The following is a 21329-nucleotide window of genomic DNA, read 5'->3' as shown; positions in this document are numbered from 1 at the left end:
AAGTGCTCCATCATTCTTATTCGGCTGATTCCACGGCTGCGATCATGCGCACCACGTCTACCGTTTCCGCTACATCATGGACGCGCAATATACGCGCCCCCTTCACCGATGCCAGCGCCGCCAGTGCCAGACCACCATGCAGCCGCTCGCCGACAGGACGATTCAAGGCCTGCCCGATCATGCTTTTTCGGGAAACACCGACAAGCAAAGGCCTGCCCAGGGCATGGAGGGCTTCCATGTGCTTGAACAAGCTTAGGTTGTGCTGCAGGGTTTTGGCGAAACCGAAACCCGGGTCAAGAATGATCCGCTCCTCAGGAATACCGGCCGCCGCACATTGCGCCATGCGCTCGGCTAGAAAATCACCGACTTCGCGCGTGACATCCTGATACTGCGGATTGTCCTGCATGTCTCCAGGCTCACCGAGCATATGCATGAGACACACCGGCAACCCCGTAGCCGCCGCCGCATCCAGCGCGCCATCGCGCCGCAGTGACCGCACATCGTTGATCAACCCGGCACCCAATCGTGCGGTTTCGCGCATAACGGCTGGCGTAGAAGTGTCCACCGAAATGATCACATCCAACTCGCGATTGATCAGCTCGACGATCGGCGCCACACGCTCAAGCTCTTCGAGCGGTGACACTGCGCGCGCGCCTGGGCGAGTGGACTCGCCACCGACATCAATCAGCGTCGCACCCGCTGCAACCATAGCCTCGGCGTGGCGCAAAGCCGCATCGAGCTGGCTGTATTGGCCGCCGTCGGAGAAAGAATCAGGGGTGACATTGAGAATACCCATGACATGCGTCTGGGCCAAATCAAGAACCCGGTTGCCGCAAGGCAACCGGGTCAGGGACTGTACAGAAGTCATTTCAAACCTTAAACGTCAGCAGCCGGACCGCCAATCGGTGTTTCCGGACGCTCGTCATGAACCACCGGAGGTGGTGGTGTACCAGTGCCCCCCGACCAGTCACGTGGCTCGCGTGGTGTACGACCCGCCATGATGTCGTCGATCTGTTCAGCATCGATCGTTTCATACTTCATCAACGCATCAGCCATGGCATCAAGCTTGTCACGGTTGTCCGTCAGAATCTGTTTGGCCGTGCCGTAGCACTGATCAATGATGCTGCGCACTTCGGAGTCGATCAGCTTGGCTGTCTCACCGGAGAAGCTGGCAGCTTGACCGCCACCGCCGCGCCCGAGGAACACTTCACCCTCTTCTTCGGCGTACATCAACGGACCGAGTTTTTCCGACAGGCCCCACTTGGTGACCATGTTCCGCGCAATCTGACTAGCACGCATAATATCGTTGGAAGCGCCGGTGGTCACACCGTCGAAACCGAGGGTCATTTCCTCAGCGATACGGCCACCGTACAGCGAGCAGATCTGGCTGATCAGCGCACGCTTGGACAGACTGTAACGATCTTCTTCCGGTAGGAACATGGTCACACCCAGAGCACGACCACGTGGAATGATCGACACCTTGTAGACCGGATCATGCTCAGGCACGACGCGACCGACAATGGCGTGCCCAGCTTCGTGATAAGCGGTGTTCTGCTTCTCTTTCTCGGACATGACCATGGATTTGCGCTCGGCGCCCATCATGATCTTGTCTTTGGCCAGTTCGAACTCTTTCATTTCGACGATGCGCTTGCCGCTACGTGCAGCGAACAAAGACGCTTCGTTGACCAGGTTAGCCAGGTCAGCACCGGAGAAGCCCGGAGTACCACGCGCGATAACGGCCGGAGCGACGTCGTCACCCATTGGCACTTTGCGCATGTGTACTTTGAGGATTTGCTCACGACCACGGATATCTGGCAGACCAACGACAACCTGACGGTCGAAACGGCCCGGACGCAGCAGCGCTGGGTCGAGAACGTCTGGGCGGTTGGTCGCAGCGATAACAATGATGCCATCGTTCATTTCGAAGCCGTCCATCTCAACCAGCAACTGGTTGAGGGTCTGCTCACGCTCATCGTGACCACCACCCATGCCGGCGCCACGATGGCGACCGACAGCGTCGATTTCGTCGATAAAGATGATGCAAGGAGCATGCTTCTTGGCCTGCTCGAACATGTCGCGAACACGGCTGGCACCGACACCGACGAACATCTCGACGAAGTCAGAACCGGAAATGGTGAAGAACGGAACCTTGGCTTCACCAGCAATCGCCTTGGCCAGCAAGGTTTTACCGGTACCCGGAGGACCGACCATCAGCACACCGCGAGGAATACGACCGCCCAAGCGCTGGAATTTGCCCGGGTCACGGAGGAATTCAACCAGCTCGCCGACTTCTTCCTTGGCTTCGTCGCAACCGGCAACGTCAGCCAATGTGGTTTTCACCTGATCTTCGGAGAGCAGGCGCGCCTTGCTCTTGCCGAAGCTCATCGGTCCGCCCTTGCCACCGGCACCGCCCTGCATCTGGCGCATGAAGAACATGAACACCGCGATGATCACAAGGATCGGGAAGCTGGCCACCAGCAACTGAGTCCAGATACTTTGCTGCTCAGGCTGCTTGCCTTCAACCACAACGTGGTTGTCGACCAGGTCGCCGATCAGGCCATTGTCCTGGATTGCCGGACGAATGGTCTTGAAGCTATCGCCATCATTGCGCTTGCCGGTAATCACATAACCATCAACGGCTACGCGCTCGACCTTGCCATCCTTGACCTGCTGGATGAAGTCGGAATAGTTGAGGGTCTGCGGCTCGTTAGGGCTGGAGAAGTTGTTCATCACCGTCACCAGGACAGCCGCGATGATCAACCACAGGATCAGATTCTTTGCCATATCGTTCAATTAACTACCCTCTGAAGCAAGCTCCGCTACTGGCGCGCGCTTCGCATGATATTCACCGGCCTAACTTACTACATTACCTACGACTCTGGCAGGCGCCGTCTGTAACCCTTTGTGAAACACTTTCTACACAATATTCGTTAATGCTCGCCGGGCGAAATACTAAAAACCTATCACCCTGCACAAAAACCTCGTTTTACTCGCTACGCCCGCGATAACCCCAAGCCAGCATGTATTGCTCGCGGGAGCTGCCACGAGAGGAGTCCGGCTTGATCATCTGGATCTTGTCGAACTTCTTGCGAGCATCCTTCAGGTAAACATCAAACCCTTCGCCCTGAAAAATCTTGATCACGAAATTACCGCCCGGCTTGAGGATCCGTTCGGCCAGATCAAGCGCCAGCTCGCAAAGAAACATGGCTTTGGGCATATCCACTTCAGGCGTACCACTCATATTGGGGGCCATATCGGAAATCACAAGGTCCACCTGCGAATTACCCACGGCTTCTAGAATCCGCCCGAGCACTTCGTCCTCGGTGAAATCGCCCTGAATGAAAGTCACGTCCGGAATGCTGTCCATTTCCAGGATGTCCGAGGCGATCAGACGTCCCTGACCACCGATCAGCCGGCTAGTCACCTGCGACCAGCCACCGGGCGCCGCACCCAGGTCGACAACGCTCATACCGGGACGGATCAGCTTGTATTTCTCCTGGATCTCCAGAAGTTTGTAACTCGCACGCGAGCGGTAGCCATCCTTCTGTGCTTGCTTCACATAGGGATCGTTGACATGTCGTTTCAGCCAACCAAGGCTTGTCTTGGAACGCGCCATTGGGCACCTCGATGATTAGGGTCGTGATTAATTGGGCGGATCCACGAGCCCTCGGGTAAAATGGCCGCCATTTTACAGAATCCAGACGAAAGGGTCAGATTATGCCGCTCACTCCAGAGCAGAAGAAACAGTACAAATCCATTGGCCACCACCTGAAACCGGTTTTGACGGTGGCTGACAACGGTTTGACTGAAGGTGTTTTAGCCGAACTTGAACGCGCTTTGGCGGACCACGAGCTGATCAAGATCAAGCTCAACATCCTCGATCGCGAGTCGCGCCTGGCGCATATCGCAGAACTGTGCAAGGTCGGCAAAGCGGACCTGGTACAGGTCATCGGCAAGATGGCACTGGTTTACCGCAAGAACTTCAGCGTCAACAAGCAGCTGTCGAACGTTCATCGCTTCAAGTGATGACAAGGGTCAAGGGTGTGCTTCGCGCACCCTGCCACTCCATCCCGGCACCGGCTGCATCACCAGCACCAGCCCGGAAAAGCCCAGAACCAGATAACTGAAGACCTGCCAGCGCTGCGCATCCGGCCAGCCGACACGCACTGCGACAAACATCGCACACGCATACAACGCCATCAGCAACACCTGCCCGCGAAAATCCCGCCATAGACTGGCAAGACCCTCAGCTTGAACCAGCACCAGCGCCTGAAAGATCACGCATGCGGCGGCGAATCCCACCACCAGCACTTCGAATGCACTGGCCACCTCATCGATCAGCAGCGGTGCCAGGCCAATCTTGCCCAACGCCGGCTGCAAACCGAGATGAATCAGCCATAGACCGCCAACCCAAAGCATCTGGGTCAGCTGCCAAAGCATGGCGCCCGCATGCAGCGGGCGCCCTTTTTCAGATGTGACGGACTTCGACAATCTCGTACTCGATCACGCCGCTTGGCGTTTTCACGGCGACCACATCGCCCTCTTCCTTGCCAATCAAGGCACGGGCCAAAGGCGAGCCGACCGAAATCTTGCCAAGTTTGAAGTCAGCCTCATCCTCACCCACGATGTGGTAAGTGACGCTTTCGTCAGTCTCGACGTTGGCGATTTCGACGGTGGTACCGAAAATCACTTTGCCAGTATGCGGAATGGTCGTGACATCGATGATGACCTGATTCTGAATCCGGCCTTCGATATCACGAATCCGCGCCTCGACCATGCCTTGCTGTTCGCGGGCAGCATGGTATTCAGCGTTTTCCTTCAAGTCACCCAACTCGCGAGCCGTACCAATGTCCTGGCTGAGCTTCGGACGGACGACCTTGGTCAGGTGAGCGTGTTCTTCTTCCAGGGCTTTGGCGCCCTGGACGGTCATTGGGTATTTGATCATGCCTTCAATCCTGCGTGTAGATCCTGCAAGCGGCGCACGGTTTTTTCAGGACCGAACTTCAGCGCTTCACAGATAGCTTCGCCAGCAGCAATAGTGGTTGTGCAGTAAATCTTGTGCTGCAAGGCATTACGACGAATGGAGTACGAATCAGCGATCGACTGACGACCTTCAGTGGTGTTGATGATCAGGGTGACTTCGTCATTCTTGATCATGTCGACCACGTGCGGACGACCCTCGGTCACTTTGTTCACACGGCGCACTTTCAGACCTGCGGCTTCGATCAGCTTGGCAGTGCCGGCAGTGGCTACCACTTCGAAGCCCAAGTTGATCAGATCGCGGGCCACGCCTGCAACCAGTGGCTTGTCGTCGTCACGCACGCTGATGAACGCAGTGCCGCCGGTCGGCAGCACTTCGCTGGCGCCCATCTGGGCTTTGGCGAATGCTTCACCGAAGGTGTCGCCGACGCCCATCACTTCACCGGTCGACTTCATCTCTGGGCCGAGAATCGGGTCAACGCCAGGGAACTTGGCGAACGGGAACACCGCCTCTTTCACGCTGTAGAAGTTCGGGATGATTTCTTTGGTGAAGCCGATTTCTTTCAGGGTCTTACCGGCCATCACGCGGGCAGCGATCATCGCCAGGGAGACACCGATACACTTCGACACGAACGGTACGGTACGGGAAGCGCGCGGGTTGACTTCGATGACGTAGATGTCTTCGCCTTGCAGCGCCAACTGCACGTTCATCAGGCCGACAACGCCGAGTTCCAGAGCCATTTTCTTGACCTGTTCGCGCATCTCGTCCTGGATGTGCGCCGGCAGCGAGTACGGCGGCAGCGAGCACGCTGAGTCACCGGAGTGAACGCCAGCCTGTTCGATGTGCTGCATGATCGCGCCAATCACCACATCTTTGCCGTCACAGACCGCATCCACGTCCATTTCGATGGCGCAGTTGAGGAAGTGGTCGAGCAGCACAGGGCTGTCGTTGGACACTTGCACCGCGTCACGCAGGTAACGCTTGAGCTCGTCTTCCTTGTAAACGATTTCCATCGCACGGCCGCCCAGTACATAAGACGGGCGCACCACCAGCGGATAACCGATCTTCGCGGCAGCACGAACAGCTTCGTCTTCGCTGCGCACGGTGGCGTTTGGCGGCTGACGCAGGTTCAGGCGCTCAACCATTTGCTGGAAACGCTCACGGTCTTCAGCGCGGTCGATGGCGTCCGGGCTGGTGCCGATGATCGGCACGCCAGCGGCTTCCAGGGCACGAGCCAGTTTCAGCGGAGTCTGACCGCCGTACTGGACGATCACGCCTTTCGGCTTCTCGACGCGGCAGATTTCCAGCACGTCTTCCAGAGTTACCGGTTCGAAGTACAGACGGTCGGAAGTGTCGTAGTCGGTGGAAACGGTTTCCGGGTTGCAGTTGACCATGATGGTTTCGTAGCCGTCTTCGCGCAGGGCGAGAGCAGCGTGAACGCAGCAGTAGTCGAACTCGATGCCCTGGCCGATACGGTTCGGACCACCGCCCAGAATCATGATCTTGTCGCGACCCGACGGCGCAGCTTCGCACTCTTCCTCGTAGGTGGAGTAGAGGTAAGCGGTGTCAGTGGCGAACTCGGCGGCGCAGGTGTCAACGCGCTTGTAGACCGGGAACACTTCCAGCTTCTGGCGATGAGTACGCAGGTTCTTCTCGGTCACGCCCAACAGTTTGGCCAGACGCTGATCGGAGAAGCCTTTACGCTTGAGCTTGAACATCAGGTCGCGGTCGATAGCGGACAGACCGAGGGTCTTGACCTTCTCTTCTTCCTTGATCAGATCTTCGATCTGCACCAGGAACCACGGGTCGATCATGTTCATGCCGAAGATGTCTTCGACCGACAGGCCAGCGCGGAAAGCGTCCGCCACGTACCAGATACGCTCGGCGCCCGGCACGGTCAGTTCGCGCTTGAGCACGCTCATGCTTTCCGGGTTGCTCAGGTCGAGCTTCTCGTCCAGACCGCAAACGCCGACTTCCAGACCGCGCAGGGCTTTCTGCAGGGATTCCTGGAAGGTACGGCCGATGGCCATGACTTCACCAACCGACTTCATTTGCGTGGTCAGGCGTGCGTCAGCCTTGGCGAATTTCTCGAAGGCGAAACGTGGCAGCTTGGTGACGACGTAGTCGATCGACGGTTCGAAGGACGCCGGGGTCTTGCCGCCGGTGATGTCGTTCGACAGTTCGTCGAGGGTGTAACCCACAGCCAGTTTGGCCGCGACTTTGGCGATCGGGAAACCGGTGGCTTTCGAAGCCAGTGCCGAGGAACGCGATACGCGCGGGTTCATTTCGATCACGACCATACGGCCAGTGTTCGGGCAGATACCGAATTGCACGTTGGAGCCGCCAGTCTCGACGCCGATCTCGCGCAGTACCGCCAGGGAGGCGTTACGCAGGATCTGGTATTCCTTGTCGGTCAGGGTTTGTGCTGGAGCAACGGTGATCGAGTCACCGGTGTGCACGCCCATCGGGTCGAAGTTTTCGATCGAGCAGACGATGATGCAGTTGTCCTTTTTGTCGCGGACAACTTCCATTTCATATTCTTTCCAGCCGATCAGCGATTCGTCGATCAGCAGCTCTTTGGTCGGCGACAGGTCCAGACCACGGGCGCAGATTTCTTCGAACTCTTCACGGTTGTACGCGATACCGCCACCGGTGCCGCCCATGGTGAAGGACGGACGGATGATGCACGGGAAACCCAGGGTTTCGAGAACCGCGTTGGCTTCTTCCATGCTGTGGGCGATACCGGAACGCGGGCACGCCAGGCCGATGGACTTCATCGCCTTGTCGAAACGCGAGCGGTCTTCAGCCTTGTCGATGGTGTCAGCGTTGGCGCCGATCATTTCCACACCGAACTTCTCCAGAACGCCTTCGCGCTCCAGATCCAGGGCGCAGTTCAGAGCAGTCTGGCCGCCCATGGTTGGCAGCACGGCGTCCGGGCGTTCTTTTTCGATGATCTTGGCAACGGTCTGCCACTTGATCGGCTCGATGTAGGTCGCGTCGGCCATGTCCGGGTCGGTCATGATGGTGGCCGGGTTGGAGTTCACCAGGATGACGCGGTAACCCTCTTCGCGCAGGGCTTTACAGGCCTGGGCGCCGGAGTAGTCGAATTCGCAGGCCTGGCCGATAACGATCGGGCCAGCGCCGAGAATCAGGATGCTTTTAATGTCTGTACGTTTTGGCATGGGTTTGTCACTCAAATCCGCAGGTCAGTCGGCAAGCCGTCTTGATCGATTTCTGAAGTCCCGAGGGGGCCGCCGGTGTCGGGGCCGCCCTCGAGGGCTTCTCTCTACAGTCTCAAGGCGAACGCTTAGCGTCGCTTGGCCATCTCGTTGATGAAGCGGTCGAACAGTGGCGCGACATCGTTCGGGCCCGGGCTCGCTTCAGGGTGGCCCTGGAAGCTGAACGCGCTCTTGTCGGTGCGCTCGATGCCTTGCAGGGTGCCGTCGAACAGCGATTTGTGGATCGCACGCACGTTGGCTGGCAGGGTTTCTTCGTCTACCGCAAAACCGTGGTTCTGGCTGGTGATCATCACGACGCCAGTGTCCAGATCCTGCACCGGGTGGTTGGCACCGTGGTGGCCGTGGCCCATTTTCAGGGTCTTGGCGCCGGAGGCCAGAGCCAGCAGTTGGTGACCGAGGCAGATGCCGAATACCGGAATTTCGGTTTCCAGCACTTCCTTGATCGCCTTGATCGCGTAGTCGCATGGCTCTGGATCACCAGGGCCGTTGGACAGGAACACGCCGTCCGGCTTCAGTGCCAGCACATCAGCGGCAGGCGTCTGCGCAGGTACGACGGTGACGCGGCAGCCGCGCTCAACCAGCATGCGCAGGATGTTGACCTTGACGCCGTAGTCGTAGGCAACCACGTGGTAAGGCAGCTCGGAAGCGTCGATGGTCGCGTGGCTGTCGGTTTTCAGATCCCAGACAGTCGAGCGCCACTCGTATTGAGTCTTGGTGCTGACGACTTTCGCCAGATCCATGCCTTTCAGGCCCGGGAAGCCTTGCGCAGCGGCGATGGCCGCTTCTTCGGAGATGTTGTCGCCGGCCATGATGCAGCCGTTCTGTGCGCCTTTTTCACGCAGGATGCGGGTCAGGCGACGGGTGTCGATACCGGCGATTGCCACAACGTTGTTGGCTTTCAGGTAGTCGGACAGGGACATCGTGTTACGCCAGTTGCTCGCTACCAGCGGCAGGTCACGAATGACCAGGCCAGCGGACCAGACGCGGTCGGACTCGGCATCTTCCGGCGTGGTGCCGGTGTTGCCGATGTGCGGGTAAGTCAGGGTAACGATCTGTTGGGCGTAGGAAGGATCGGTAAGGATTTCCTGATAGCCGGTCATTGCGGTGTTGAACACCACCTCACCAACGGTTTGACCGTCGGCACCAATGGCTTCGCCGCGAAAAATGCTGCCATCAGCAAGGGCAAGTATGGCTGGCTTAGTCAAGAAGACCTCCCGTAAATAACGCATGAAAGGGCGATCGCAGGTTGTAAAAAAGCGGAGTGACGTATGGACACGTCACCCCGCTTCTTCACTGAATTATTCTGCGCGCTTTTAGTGGACACACTAAAGCTGTAGCTTACAGAAAAAGGCTTTTTTGGTCCACCGCTAAAGAGCCTAAAAGGCCGGAGAATGCGACAGGTCGTCGCCGAGCGGAAAAAAACCAGCGCAAACAGGGCGTTTGCGCCGGGTTCAGCAGTGTATCAACGCAGGTCAAGCACGTCTTGCATGTCGTACAGACCCGGCTCGCGACCATCCAGCCACAGCGCGGCACGCACCGCGCCCTTGGCGAACGTCATACGGCTAGACGCCTTGTGCGTGATCTCCAGGCGCTCACCTTCGCAGGCGAACAACACGGTGTGATCACCCACCACATCACCACCACGCACGGTGGCGAAGCCGATGGTTTCACGCTCACGAGCGCCGGTATGACCCTCACGACCGTACACCGCGACTTTCTGTAAATCACGATCAAGCGCACTGGCAATCACTTCACCCATGCGCAACGCCGTACCCGACGGCGCATCGATCTTGTGCCGGTGATGGGCTTCGATGATTTCGATATCCGCCTCATCACCCAGCACGCGCGCCGCCATGTCGAGCAGTTTCAGCGACAGATTGACGCCGACACTGAAGTTGGCCGCGAACACGATCGGAATATCTTTGCCCGCGTCGGCCAGCAACTGCTTCTGCGCCGCGTCCAGCCCGGTGGTGCCAATGACCATGGCCTTGCCGGCCTTGCGGCAGAACGCGAGGTTTTTCAGCATCACTTCCGGCAGCGTGAAGTCGATCAACACATCGAACTCTTCAGCCACAGCTTCGATATGCCCGGACAACGGCACACCGATACGCCCCAGCGAGGCCAGCTCCCCCGCATCGACGCCGATCAGCGTGCTGCCAGGACGAACCACGGCGGCGGTCAAACCGGTCAGCGGCGCGCGCTGCTGCACGGCCTCGACCAGAATCTTACCCATGCGCCCAGCAGCGCCCATCACAGCTATACGTCGCATGCCGACTCCTTACAGATCGCCGAAGAAGCGCTTCACACCGTCGAACCAACCGGTGGTTTTCGGCGAGTGGCTATTGTCGTCGGCCAGCGAGCTGCGGAATTCTTCCAGCAGTTCGCGCTGACGACGATTCAGATTGACCGGAGTTTCCACCGCAACGCGGCACATCAAATCGCCCGCACCGCCGCCACGTACCGGCGCCACGCCTTTACCGCGTACGCGGAACTGCTTGCCGGTCTGGGTGCCTTCAGGGATTTTCAGTTTGACGCGACCGTCGAGGGTCGGAATTTCCAGCTCGCCGCCCAGCGCCGCATCAACGAAGCTGATCGGCACTTCGCAGAACAGATGTTTGCCATCGCGCTGGAAGATGTCGTGCTCGCGGACATTGATAACCACATACAGGTCGCCCGTCGGGCCGCCCTGCGTACCCGCTTCGCCTTCGCCGGACAGGCGAATGCGGTCACCGGTATCGACGCCAGCCGGCACTTTGACCGACAGGGTTTTGTACTCTTCAACACGGCCGTCACCGTGGCAGGAGTTGCACGGATCAGAAATGATCTTGCCCTGGCCATGGCAACGCGGGCAGGTTTGCTGCACCGAGAAGAAGCCCTGCTGCATGCGCACCTGACCGATGCCGCCGCAGGTCGGGCAGGTCGATGGCGACGAGCCTTTCTTAGCGCCGGAACCATCGCACGGCTTGCAGTTGACCAGCGTCGGAACGCGGATATTCACCGACGTGCCGCGCACCGCTTCTTCCAGATTCAGCTCCAGGGTGTAGCGCAAGTCGCTGCCACGCTGAGCGCCGCCACGGGAACCACCGCGACCGCCACCGAAGAAATCACTGAAAACATCACCAAAGATGTCCGAGAAGTTCTGACCGCCGAAACCGGCGCCACCGCCCCCCATGCTCGGGTCGACGCCGGCATGGCCGTACTGATCGTACGCCGCACGCTTGCTCGAGTCGGACAGCACTTCATAGGCCTCGTTGGCCTCTTTGAACATTTCTTCCGACGCTTTGTCATCGGGATTACGGTCCGGGTGGTGCTTCATCGCCAGACGACGGTAAGCCTTCTTGAGGTCCGCATCGCTTGAGCCGCGCTCAACACCCAACACTTCGTAATAGTCACGCTTTGCCATAAGTCTTCTGCACTCTTGAGGACGTTCGGCAAACCCCTCCTGAGGATGGCCAAACTCGTTGAGCCCCAATACAGGCCCGGACCCAACTCACGTCAATTCAACGATCCTGGTCTTTGTTTCTTGCGGTACTTGCGGCGCGAAAAGCAGGAGCATTCCCGGCCATACCGCCAACATCCGAACCTTGTCGCATGCTGTAAAAATTCGCGTATTCCAGATACGCCAACGCGGGAGCTAGCTCCCGCGCGGCGACATCCTACCAGTCACTGCCTAAAGGCAGTCAACCGGCCGACCAACAACTTACTTGTGGTCTTTGACTTCTTCGAACTCTGCATCGACAACGTCGTCAGCCTTCTCAGCCGATTCGCCTTGCGGGGCTGCGCCATCAGCTGGCTGCGCCTGTTCGGCGTACATCTTCTGAGCAACCGGAGCGGAGACTTTCGACAGATCTTCAACCTTGGCTTCGATAGCGGCCTTGTCGTCGCCTTTGACAGCGGCTTCCAGAGCAACCACAGCAGCCTCGATCGCAGTCTTCTCTTCGGCGGTGACTTTGTCGCCCGCGTCAGCAATCATTTTGCGCGTCGAGTGAACCAGTGCGTCACCCTGGTTACGGGCAGCGGCCAGCTCTTCGAACTTGCGGTCTTCCTCAGCGTTGGCTTCGGCGTCACGCACCATGCGCTCGATTTCTTCGTCGGACAGACCGGAGTTGGCCTTGATCACGATCGACTGGGTCTTGCCGGTAGCCTTGTCTTTCGCACCAACGTGCAGGATGCCGTTAGCGTCGATGTCGAAGGTCACTTCGATCTGCGGCACGCCACGTGGAGCAGGTGGAATGTCGGCCAGGTCGAACTTGCCCAGGGACTTGTTCTGAGTGGCTTGCTTACGCTCGCCCTGCAGCACGTGAATGGTCACAGCGCCCTGGTTGTCGTCGGCAGTCGAGAACACTTGCGATTTCTTGGTAGGAATCGTGGTGTTTTTCTCGATCAGCGCGGTCATCACGCCACCCATGGTTTCGATACCCAGGGTCAGCGGGCTAACGTCGAGCAGCAGAACGTCTTTCACGTCACCAGCCAGAACGGCGCCCTGAATCGCAGCACCCATGGCAACAGCTTCGTCCGGGTTAACGTCTTTACGAGCTTCTTTACCGAAGAAATCAGTAACCAGCTTCTGCACCAGCGGCATACGAGTCTGACCACCGACCAGGATCACGTCGTTGATCGCGCCAACGTCCAGACCGGCGTCTTTCATGGCGATACGGCAAGGTTCGATGGTGCGCTGAACCAGGTCTTCAACCAGTGCTTCGAGCTTGGCACGCGAGATCTTCACGTTCAGGTGCTTAGGACCGGTCGCGTCTGCAGTGATGTACGGCAGGTTGACGTCGGTCGACTGAGCGGACGACAGCTCGATCTTGGCTTTCTCAGCGGCTTCTTTCAGGCGCTGCATGGCCAGCGGGTCACCTTTGAGGTTCATGCCGCTTTCTTTCTTGAATTCGTCAACGAGGTAGTCGATCAGACGAATGTCGAAGTCTTCACCGCCGAGGAACGTGTCACCGTTGGTGGCCAGAACTTCGAACTGGTGCTCGCCATCAACTTCAGCGATCTCGATCACGGAAACGTCGAAAGTACCGCCACCCAGGTCATAAACGATCACGGTGTGATCGCCCTTAGCCTTGTCCATACCGTAAGCCAGAGCAGCTGCGGTCGGTTCGTTGATGATGCGCTTTACGTCCAGACCCGCGATGCGGCCGGCGTCTTTGGTCGCCTGACGCTGACTGTCGTTGAAGTAGGCCGGAACGGTGATCACCGCTTCGGTCACGGTCTCGCCGAGATAGTCTTCGGCGGTCTTCTTCATCTTTTTCAGGATTTCAGCCGAGATTTGTGGCGGCGCCATTTTCTGGCCGTTCACTTCAACCCAGGCGTCGTTGTTGTCAGCCTTGACGATCTTGTAAGGGACCATCTGGATGTCTTTCTGCACAACTTCTTCGTCGAAACGACGACCGATCAGACGCTTTACTGCGTACAGGGTGTTGTGCGGGTTGGTCACAGCCTGACGCTTGGCCGACTGACCTACCAGGATTTCGCCATCGTTGGCGTAAGCGATGATCGACGGCGTGGTACGCGCGCCTTCAGCGTTTTCAATAACTTTTGCTTTGCCGTTTTCCAGCACGGAGACGCAGGAGTTGGTGGTCCCCAGGTCGATACCGATAATTTTGCCCATGTTAACTCTCCCGAAACTTTGGATTTTTTTGCCGCAGCAGTGGTGGCTGACTGCGGTAATACTTAAACGCTTGACTTCTAAATGGGGGCCTTGCGGCTAATTTCAAGCCTTCTCGTCAATCGAAGGCGAAATTGGCGCAGGCGCCTTGCTGACCACAACCATGGCCGGACGCAGCAGGCGACCGTTGAGCTGGTAGCCCTTCTGGAACACCTTCAGAACGCTGTTCGGTTCTACGTCGGCGCTTTCTTGCATGGCCATCGCTTGATGCTGAACGGCGTTGAACGGTTCGCCGTGCGGATCGATCGCTTCCAGCTGATAACGCTTGAGGGTGTCGTGGAACATTTTCAGCGTCAGCTCGATGCCTTCGCGCATCGGACGAATGCTTTCGTCGTCCGGGTTCGACAGCTCGAGGCCGCGCTCCAGGCTGTCGACGATCGGCAACAGGTCGCCGGCAAATTTTTCCAGGGCAAACTTGTGCGCCTTCTCGACGTCCTGCTCGGCACGGCGACGGACGTTCTGCAGATCAGCAGCAACACGCAGAGATTGATCCTGCGCGGCGGCCAATTGCTCTTCGAGCACTTGTACACGGGTCGCCAGGTCATCACCCGAACCTTCGGGCGCCTGATTGGCTTCTGGGTTTTGCGTATCTACTGTCTGTTCGTCAGCCATAGAATTCTCCTTTCAATTTCGTCCGCGAGCCTGACTCGCGCTTCTGCCCCGATATATGGGGCCGCAAAATCAGGCTTCAAGGGCCTTCAAACATTAACCCTACAAAAAAGTGCCGAATCCTCATTCCTCGATGCACTAAGCAGATTTGTGGTTCAAGCAAATCGAGCTAAGGGAGGGCATTGTCAGCGCGAAACAAAACACTGTATAAATAACCAGACCTTTAGCTTGGGAGCGGCCTTTATGCTGGTGCACCTGTCCGTACATAACTACGCCATCGTTGAACATCTCGATCTCGAACTTGATCGCGGGATGAGCGTGATCACGGGTGAAACCGGCGCCGGCAAGTCGATCATGCTCGACGCACTGGGCCTGACCCTCGGCGATCGCGCCGACAGCGGTGTGGTTCGTCCCGGCGCCGACAAGGCCGATATCCTTGCGACCTTCGATCTGGCTGACATTCCTGAAGCCAGCACGTGGCTGGCCGAGCGCGATCTGGAGACTGATGGCCCGTGCATTCTGCGCCGGGTGATCACCTCCGAAGGTCGTTCACGCGGCTACATCAACGGCACTCCCTGCCCGCTCGGCGACCTCAAGTCATTGGGCGAGTTGTTGATCGATATCCACAGCCAGCATGAACACCAGTCCCTGCTGAAAACCGATACTCACCGCCGCTTGCTGGACGAGTACGCCGGCGCTACCGACCTGGCCCGCCAGGTTCAGCTCGCCGCCCAGCGCTGGCGCCAGACTCGCCAGGAGCTGGAGCGCCTCTCCAATTCCGGCGACGAACAACGCGCCCGCCATCAATTGCTGAGCTATCAGCTTGAAGAGCTGGAAAACCTCGGCCTCGGTGATAACGAGCTGGAGCAACTGGAGCAGGAACACAAAAACCTGACCAACGCCGAAACCTTGCTGGGCATTTGTCGGCAAGTGGTCGAACAATGCAGCGAAAGCGATTCCGGCAATGTATTGAATGCACTGACCGCCAGCCTTAATCGCCTGTCGAGCGTGAACAATTCCGTTGGCGCATTGGGCGAAGCAAGCAGTTTGCTCACCAGCGCACAGATTCAGGTCGAAGAAGCCGTTGGCGAACTCAATCGCTTCCTAGATAACTTCGATGCCGATCCGGCGCGCCTGCAATATCTGGAAGAACGTCTCGACGCTATTTATACCCTGGCGCGCAAACACCGGATTCAACCCACCGAAGTCGGCGAAATGCAGCAGAAATTGCTGGATGAGATCGAAACCCTCAACGCCAATGACGAATCCATTGAGCGCCTGGGTGAAGAACTGGCCTCCTACGCCCGCCACTATCAGGAGAAAGCCCGAGAACTGAGCGATTTGCGTCATCAGGCTGCCGGCAGTCTCGCCAGTGCTGTTGAGCAGGAAATTCAGCGACTGGGCATGCCGGGGGGACGATTCACCATCGAATTGAAGGCCAACAGCAGCGACGAGTTATTGCCCAACGGGCTGGAGCAGGTCGAATTGCTGGTCAGCGCCAACCCGGGCCAGCCGCTGAAGGCGCTGGCGAAAGTCGCTTCCGGCGGTGAGCTGTCACGGATCAGCCTGGCGATTCAGGTCATCACCGCACAGACATCCCGTGTTCCGACGCTGGTATTCGACGAAGTGGACGTCGGCATCGGTGGCCCGACCGCAGAAATTGTCGGCCAACTGTTGCGCCGTCTCGGCGATCGCGGCCAGGTACTGACTGTCACGCACTTGCCGCAAGTGGCCGCGCAAGGCCATCAGCATCTGTTCGTGCACAAGGTGCGCGGTGAAGAGGCGACGCACACTGCCGTTTCCAAACTGAGCAAGAATGACCGTATAGAAGAAGTGGCACGGATGCTCGGCGGCATCGATCTGACCAAGGAATCCCTGGCCCACGCGAAAAAAATGGTGGTCACTGCCAAGGTTTAGCAATGACAGAAAGCACGAAGGCGACCCTTGGGTCGCCTTCGTTCGTTTCGCGAATGTGAAATTCGCGCGACATGCTTACTTTTTCTTGCGCACGTACAGCACCAGATTGTGATCTACCAGATCAACACCGTGCTCCTCGGCAATTGCCTTCTGGAGCTTTTCGATTTCCGGGCTGACGAATTCGACGACTTCACCGGTTTCCACGTTGACCATATGGTCGTGGTGGCCACCGTCGGCCAATTCGAATACCGCATGGCCGCCGTCGAAGTTGTGACGGACCACGAGGCCAGCCGCTTCGAACTGGGTCAGAACACGGTAAACCGTGGCCAGACCGACGTCCTCGCCAGCTTCCATCAACGCCTTGTAGACGTCCTCGGCACTCATGTGACGCTGCTCGGTGGAGTCGAGCATTTGCAGGATCTTGACCCGTGGCAGGGTCACTTTGAGGCCGGCTTTGCGTAGTTCGCTATTTTCAACCATGGTCAGCTTTCTCGCGATGCTGCTTCGCAGCTTCTCTTAATGCGGGTATGATCGGCGTTTACGTTGTCCCAGCCAAGATAGTGGAAGTCGCCCACCGATGCAAAACACCAAGCTCTTGCTAACCAGTTTCACCTTTGTGGGACTGCTCGCACTCGCCGGTTGTTCATTCCCCGGGGTTTACAAAATCGACATCCAGCAGGGCAATGTCGTCACGCAGGACATGATAGACCAGTTACGCCCGGGAATGACCCGGCCGCAAGTACGGTTTATCATGGGTAACCCTCTGCTTGTCGACACGTTCCATGCCGATCGCTGGGATTATCTGTACAGCCTGCAACCGGGTGGCGGTGAACGCCAACAGGAACGCATCAGCGTTATTTTCAACTCAAACGACCAGCTTGTCAGCCTGTCCGGTGACTTTATGCCGGGCGTAAGCCGTGACGAAGCCATTCTCGGCAAGGACAGTGGCACGACCGTGTCTGCTCCTGCTGAAAACGCCGAGAAGCCAGAACCGGAAAAACCGGTCAAGCCAGGTTCCTTGCTGGATCAGATCCAGAAGGACGTCGATGGTGTGGAAACCGTTCCGGTTCCGACACCTGAGCCGCTGGACACCTCGCCGCAATAATTGGCGAGGCAATAAAAAACCCGGAAATTCCGGGTTTTTTATTGCCTGCAATTTGGCTTTTTACGCGTTTCGAGCCTTGGCTTCGGCAGCCTTGGCTGCTCGCAAGCGTCGAACCTCTTTCGGATCGGCAAGCAATGGGCGATAAATCTCGATGCGCTCCCCTGCCTGAATAACCCGCGAGTCCGGGTCAGCAACTACTTTGCCAAAGATGCCCAGCGGGCACTCCGCCAGATTCAACTCGGGAAACTCGCTAGCGATACCCGATGCAAGCACCGCAGCACGCACCGTCGCGCCTTCATTGACGCTGAATGAGCGCAATACCTGACGATCCACGGCCGCGTATACCACCTCTATCTCGATCACCGGCTCAACCATGCATCTGCTTGGCGCGCTGGCAGAACGCGTCCACTAGCGTATTCGCAGCCTGATTGAACAGCGGCCCCAACGTCGCGCGCACTAGCGGCCCGGCGTAATCGAACGACAGATCCAGACTGATCTTGCAGGCCTTCTCGTTCAAAGCCTTGAACACCCAGACGCCGTGCAACTGATTGAACGGGCCTTCTTCCAGGTTCATTTCAATCGACTGCCCCGGCACCAGCGTATTACGCGTCACGAAATGCTGACTGAGCCCGCCCTTGGCTACGCCAACACTGGCGCGCATATGCTCCGGCGAGCTTTCCAGCACTTCCGCCGAGGAGCACCACGGCAGAAATTCCGGGTAGCGCGCCACGTCGTTGACCAGGTCATAGAGAAATTGCGCCGGGTACGGCAGCAACGCCGATCGTTGAATATGTGTCGTCATGTGAGCGTTACTTCCAGAGCTGAGCGGCAAACACTACAAGAATGCCGATGGGCGCCACGTAGCGCATCAAGAACAAAGACAGGGCGAACAGTAGCGGATTGCGGATCGACAACTCGTCGCGTACCGCTTCACGCCCCATCACCCATCCGGCAAACAGCACGAAACACAGGCCACCGAGCGGCAGCATGATCCGTGAGGTGAAGAAATCGATCACACCAAAGAAGTCCAGACCGCTCTGCGCACCCCATTGGTAGAGATGGAACATCCCGCCTTCGTTCACGAAAAATTTGGCTTCCTTCCAGATATTGAAGGAGAACACCGTGCCCAGACCGACGAACCAGCAAGTGAAGGCAAGCCAGAAAGTCACCCACGCGCGGCTGACTTTGGTGCGCTCAACCAAGTAGGCAACCATCGGTTCCAGAAGGGAGATCGCCGAGCTCCAGGCAGCAATCGCCACCAGCACAAAGAACACCACGCCCATCAACTGACCGAACGCCACGTTACCAAAGGCAAATGGCAGACTGACGAACATCAGCCCCGGCCCTTCGCTAGGGTTCAGGCCTCCGGCAAATACAATCGGGAACAAGGCCAGACCGGCGATCAGCGAAACAAAGGTATCGAGCAGTGCCACGCCGACAACGGTGCCCGACAACGATGAGCTCTTCGGCATATAAGCACCGTAGATCATGATCGAACCGACACCGACGCTCAGCGAGAAGAACGCGTGCCCCATGGCCGGCAACAAGCCGTCGAGGACTTTTTCCGGGTGGAAGTCGAACATGAAATGCACGCCTTCCATGAAATGCCCGGTGGTCATGCTGTAACCCAGCAACACCAGAATCATCACGAACAGCAGCGGCATCATGATGCGCAGGCTGCGCTCAAGCCCGGCGACCACGCCCTTGGCGATGACGAAGGCCGACAGCAGCATGAAAATCGTATGCCAAAGTGTCAGACGCCATGGATTGGAGATGACATTGCCGAAATAAGCGCCGACTTGATCGGCTGTGGCGCCCTGGAAGTCGCCGCGACCCATATCGACAATGTAGTCGAGCGACCAGCCGCCGACCACACTATAGAAAGACAGGATCAACAATGCCGTGATCATCCCGGCAAATGCGCCCCACGACCATTTGCCCGAGTGCCCGGCTTCCAGTGCCAGCACCTTCAAGGCGTTCGCCGGACTCTGGCGGGCGCGCCGGCCGATCAGGGTTTCAGCGAGCATGACCGGGATGCCGATCAGCGCGATGCACGCCAGAAACATCAGCACAAAGGCGCCGCCGCCGTAGACCCCGACCATGTAGGGGAACTTCCAGATACTACCCAGTCCCACGGCCGAACCGGTCGCGGCGAGTATGAATACCCAGCGGCTAGCCCAACTGCCGTGGACAGAAACCTTGTCTGTCGACATCGTTTATCACGCCCAAGCGTTAGAAAAAGAGGCCGCATTGTCCGGGATTCACTCAACCTGCTCAAGCACGCAGCATCACCGTAGCCGACGGCGGTTTATCTCCATATAATGCCGCCCCTATGGCTAAACAGAAGAAACACCCAACAGGGACCATCGCGCAGAACAAAAAGGCGCGACACGATTACTTCATCGAGCACAAGTTCGAGGCTGGTCTGGTCCTGGCCGGCTGGGAAGTAAAAAGTCTGCGGGCAAGCAAGCTACAGCTGGTCGACAGCTACGTTCTGCTCAAGGATGGCGAAGCATGGTTGCTCGGCAGCCACATCACGCCTCTGATGACCGCAAGTACCCACGTCATCGCTGACCCGGTGCGCACACGCAAATTGCTGCTCAACCGCCGCGAGCTGGAAAAGCTCGCCGCCGCTGTGCAGCAAAAGGGTTACGCCTGCGTCTGCCTGTCCTGGTACTGGAGCAAGCACATGGTCAAGTGCGAAATTGCTCTGGGCAAGGGCAAGAAGGAATACGACAAGCGTGATACCGAGCGCGAGCGCGATGCCGGTCGTGAACTGCAGCGTGCCGTGCGCAACAAGGGCAAGGAAGACTAGTCTTCCCCCCGAAAGCAAAGATCGCGGCCTGCGACAGCGCCTACAGGGGAATACATATTCCAATGTAGGCGCTGTCGCAGGCTGCGATCTTTTGCTTTGAAAATCACATCCCCTTGCGCCGCTCCGCCCGGGCCATGCGCTGAACCTCTTGCCGCACCTCTTCCAGCACTTCCTGCACATACAAGATATGTCGGCTGGAGACTTCTCGCGCCTGCTCCGCGCGACCTTCAATAATCGCCAGATACAATTCCCGATGCTGGGTGATCAGCATGTCGCGGGTTTCCGTGCGCTGCTTGTACATGCCGCCGATGTTGGTGACCACGTTGCGCTTAAGCAGATCGAACAGCCCGCGAATGGTGTGCAGCAGCACCGCGTTATGACTGGCTTCAGCAATCGCCAGATGAAATTTCGCATCCGCCGCGCCCTCCTCCGCCCGACTGACTTCATCGTGACGCGAATAGCAGTCCTGCAGCTCTTCAAACGCGGCGGTCAGCCGCTCACGATCGACATCGGTGGCGCGCAATGCGGCGTAATAGGCGCACGATGCCTCCAAAGTATGCCGAAACTCCAGTAGATCGCGCTGTGCTTCAGGATTGCTTTCGAGCAACTGCAGCAGCGGATCACTGAACGTCGAGCCGAGGCTTTCCACGACATAGTTGCCGCCGCCCTGACGACTGACCAGCAGACCTTTGGCCGCCAGTTTCTGGATCGCTTCACGCAGCGACGGCCGTGATACGCCAAATTGTTCTGCCAGCGTGCGCTCCGCCGGCAACCGCTCACCGGACTTCAGCGTGCCCTCAAGGATCATCCCCTCAAGTCGCTCGACAATATCGTCAGACAAACGGCGCTGACGTATCTGATCAAACCCCATAACTCATTTCTCCACGATCCCGACCGCTCGCCGGGCTCTCTATTCTGGCCTATCGGCGCCTTGCCGACACCTACCAGACACCACTTGCGCAAACCAGATCAGATGCGATCTGCACCGC

20 protein-coding genes are annotated in these 21329 nt (G+C 58.0%); 4 read left to right on the top strand and 16 right to left on the bottom strand.

Translation table 11 applies throughout. The features are described from left to right. Nucleotides 1–16: 16 nt before the first annotated feature. The 3 genes from folP to rlmE form a co-directional block, all read right to left on the bottom strand. The gene (gene folP, locus CKW26_RS19015) at nucleotides 17–868 is read right to left on the bottom strand and encodes a dihydropteroate synthase (RefSeq protein ID WP_095049712.1); all 852 of its coding nucleotides are present in this window, start codon (nucleotides 866–868) and stop codon (nucleotides 17–19) included. 8 nt (nucleotides 869–876) lie between these two features. Next, nucleotides 877–2784 (bottom strand): ATP-dependent zinc metalloprotease FtsH, encoded by a 1908-nt coding sequence (ftsH, locus tag CKW26_RS19010; RefSeq protein ID WP_095049711.1) that lies wholly within the window; start codon nucleotides 2782–2784, stop codon nucleotides 877–879. A gap of 202 nt (nucleotides 2785–2986) precedes the next feature. Further along, on the bottom strand, nucleotides 2987–3616 hold the full coding sequence (rlmE, locus tag CKW26_RS19005; RefSeq protein ID WP_007915237.1) for a 23S rRNA (uridine(2552)-2'-O)-methyltransferase RlmE: 630 nt from the start codon (nucleotides 3614–3616) through the stop codon (nucleotides 2987–2989). 101 nt (nucleotides 3617–3717) lie between these two features. Between rlmE and CKW26_RS19000 the strand changes: the two genes are divergently transcribed. Continuing rightward, nucleotides 3718–4026 carry a YhbY family RNA-binding protein gene (locus tag CKW26_RS19000; RefSeq protein ID WP_003221534.1) on the top strand — a complete coding sequence of 103 codons (309 nt, stop codon included), beginning with the start codon at nucleotides 3718–3720 and terminating at the stop codon, nucleotides 4024–4026. A gap of 9 nt (nucleotides 4027–4035) precedes the next feature. Here CKW26_RS19000 and CKW26_RS18995 read toward each other — a convergent pair whose 3' ends face one another. The 8 genes from CKW26_RS18995 to grpE all read right to left on the bottom strand — a co-directional run bounded on the left by CKW26_RS18995 (nucleotide 4036) and on the right by grpE (nucleotide 14506). After that, complete coding sequence (locus tag CKW26_RS18995) at nucleotides 4036–4440, bottom strand: MFS transporter (RefSeq protein ID WP_095049710.1); 405 nt, start codon at nucleotides 4438–4440, stop codon at nucleotides 4036–4038. Between the two features lie 28 nt (nucleotides 4441–4468). After that, nucleotides 4469–4945 carry a transcription elongation factor GreA gene (gene greA / locus CKW26_RS18990; RefSeq protein WP_003221530.1) on the bottom strand — a complete coding sequence of 159 codons (477 nt, stop codon included), beginning with the start codon at nucleotides 4943–4945 and terminating at the stop codon, nucleotides 4469–4471. Further along, nucleotides 4942–8163 carry a carbamoyl-phosphate synthase large subunit gene (gene carB / locus CKW26_RS18985; protein ID WP_007915231.1) on the bottom strand — a complete coding sequence of 1074 codons (3222 nt, stop codon included), beginning with the start codon at nucleotides 8161–8163 and terminating at the stop codon, nucleotides 4942–4944. The genes greA and carB overlap by 4 nt, the downstream gene beginning before the upstream one ends. Before the next feature lie 125 nt (nucleotides 8164–8288). Next, the gene (carA, locus tag CKW26_RS18980) at nucleotides 8289–9425 is read right to left on the bottom strand and encodes a glutamine-hydrolyzing carbamoyl-phosphate synthase small subunit (RefSeq protein WP_007915228.1); all 1137 of its coding nucleotides are present in this window, start codon (nucleotides 9423–9425) and stop codon (nucleotides 8289–8291) included. Between the two features lie 257 nt (nucleotides 9426–9682). Further along, nucleotides 9683–10489 carry a 4-hydroxy-tetrahydrodipicolinate reductase gene (dapB, locus tag CKW26_RS18975; protein ID WP_095049709.1) on the bottom strand — a complete coding sequence of 269 codons (807 nt, stop codon included), beginning with the start codon at nucleotides 10487–10489 and terminating at the stop codon, nucleotides 9683–9685. 9 nt (nucleotides 10490–10498) lie between these two features. Next, entirely contained in the window at nucleotides 10499–11623 is a 1125-nt protein-coding gene (gene dnaJ / locus CKW26_RS18970) for a molecular chaperone DnaJ (protein WP_095049708.1), read from the bottom strand. A 297-nt stretch (nucleotides 11624–11920) separates the two neighbouring features. Beyond that, nucleotides 11921–13837, bottom strand: coding sequence for a molecular chaperone DnaK (gene dnaK, locus CKW26_RS18965; protein ID WP_095049707.1), 1917 nt, complete (start codon nucleotides 13835–13837; stop codon nucleotides 11921–11923). A 102-nt stretch (nucleotides 13838–13939) separates the two neighbouring features. Next, nucleotides 13940–14506 carry a nucleotide exchange factor GrpE gene (gene grpE / locus CKW26_RS18960; protein ID WP_007915219.1) on the bottom strand — a complete coding sequence of 189 codons (567 nt, stop codon included), beginning with the start codon at nucleotides 14504–14506 and terminating at the stop codon, nucleotides 13940–13942. 240 nt (nucleotides 14507–14746) lie between these two features. Here grpE and recN point away from each other — a divergent pair, with 240 nt between their 5' ends. Further along, nucleotides 14747–16420, top strand: coding sequence for a DNA repair protein RecN (gene recN, locus CKW26_RS18955; RefSeq protein WP_095049706.1), 1674 nt, complete (start codon nucleotides 14747–14749; stop codon nucleotides 16418–16420). A 75-nt stretch (nucleotides 16421–16495) separates the two neighbouring features. On the opposite strand, the gene fur is transcribed toward recN, so the two are convergent. After that, nucleotides 16496–16900, bottom strand: a complete 405-nt coding sequence (gene fur / locus CKW26_RS18950) for a ferric iron uptake transcriptional regulator (protein WP_003221515.1) — start codon at nucleotides 16898–16900, stop codon at nucleotides 16496–16498. Nucleotides 16901–16997: 97 nt separating this feature from the next. Between fur and CKW26_RS18945 the strand changes: the two genes are divergently transcribed. Continuing rightward, nucleotides 16998–17525 carry an outer membrane protein assembly factor BamE gene (locus CKW26_RS18945; protein ID WP_095049705.1) on the top strand — a complete coding sequence of 176 codons (528 nt, stop codon included), beginning with the start codon at nucleotides 16998–17000 and terminating at the stop codon, nucleotides 17523–17525. Between the two features lie 60 nt (nucleotides 17526–17585). Here the strand turns inward: CKW26_RS18945 and CKW26_RS18940 are convergent, their stop codons facing one another. From CKW26_RS18940 to CKW26_RS18930, 3 genes are read right to left on the bottom strand one after another with little or no spacing between them, the layout of a single operon-like run. Further along, nucleotides 17586–17900, bottom strand: coding sequence for an RnfH family protein (locus tag CKW26_RS18940; protein ID WP_095049704.1), 315 nt, complete (start codon nucleotides 17898–17900; stop codon nucleotides 17586–17588). Then, nucleotides 17893–18327 carry a type II toxin-antitoxin system RatA family toxin gene (locus CKW26_RS18935; RefSeq protein WP_003221509.1) on the bottom strand — a complete coding sequence of 145 codons (435 nt, stop codon included), beginning with the start codon at nucleotides 18325–18327 and terminating at the stop codon, nucleotides 17893–17895. The genes CKW26_RS18940 and CKW26_RS18935 overlap by 8 nt, the downstream gene beginning before the upstream one ends. A 7-nt stretch (nucleotides 18328–18334) precedes the next feature. Further along, the gene (locus tag CKW26_RS18930; RefSeq protein WP_093435729.1) at nucleotides 18335–19738 is read right to left on the bottom strand and encodes a sodium-dependent transporter; all 1404 of its coding nucleotides are present in this window, start codon (nucleotides 19736–19738) and stop codon (nucleotides 18335–18337) included. A gap of 119 nt (nucleotides 19739–19857) precedes the next feature. Between CKW26_RS18930 and smpB the strand changes: the two genes are divergently transcribed. Beyond that, nucleotides 19858–20340: an SsrA-binding protein SmpB gene (gene smpB, locus CKW26_RS18925; protein ID WP_007915208.1), complete on the top strand. Its 483-nt coding sequence runs from the start codon at nucleotides 19858–19860 to the stop codon at nucleotides 20338–20340. Between the two features lie 103 nt (nucleotides 20341–20443). Here the strand turns inward: smpB and CKW26_RS18920 are convergent, their stop codons facing one another. Next, on the bottom strand, nucleotides 20444–21211 hold the full coding sequence (locus tag CKW26_RS18920; protein ID WP_007915207.1) for an FCD domain-containing protein: 768 nt from the start codon (nucleotides 21209–21211) through the stop codon (nucleotides 20444–20446). Nucleotides 21212–21329: the final 118 nt, after the last annotated feature.

The sequence above is a fragment of the Pseudomonas sp. Irchel s3h9 genome (genome assembly GCF_900187475.1).
GTDB classification, from domain to species: domain Bacteria; phylum Pseudomonadota; class Gammaproteobacteria; order Pseudomonadales; family Pseudomonadaceae; genus Aquipseudomonas; species Aquipseudomonas neuropathica.
The sequence above is the reverse complement of the archived record's forward strand: the minus strand, read 5'-3'. Positions and strand labels throughout refer to the sequence as shown.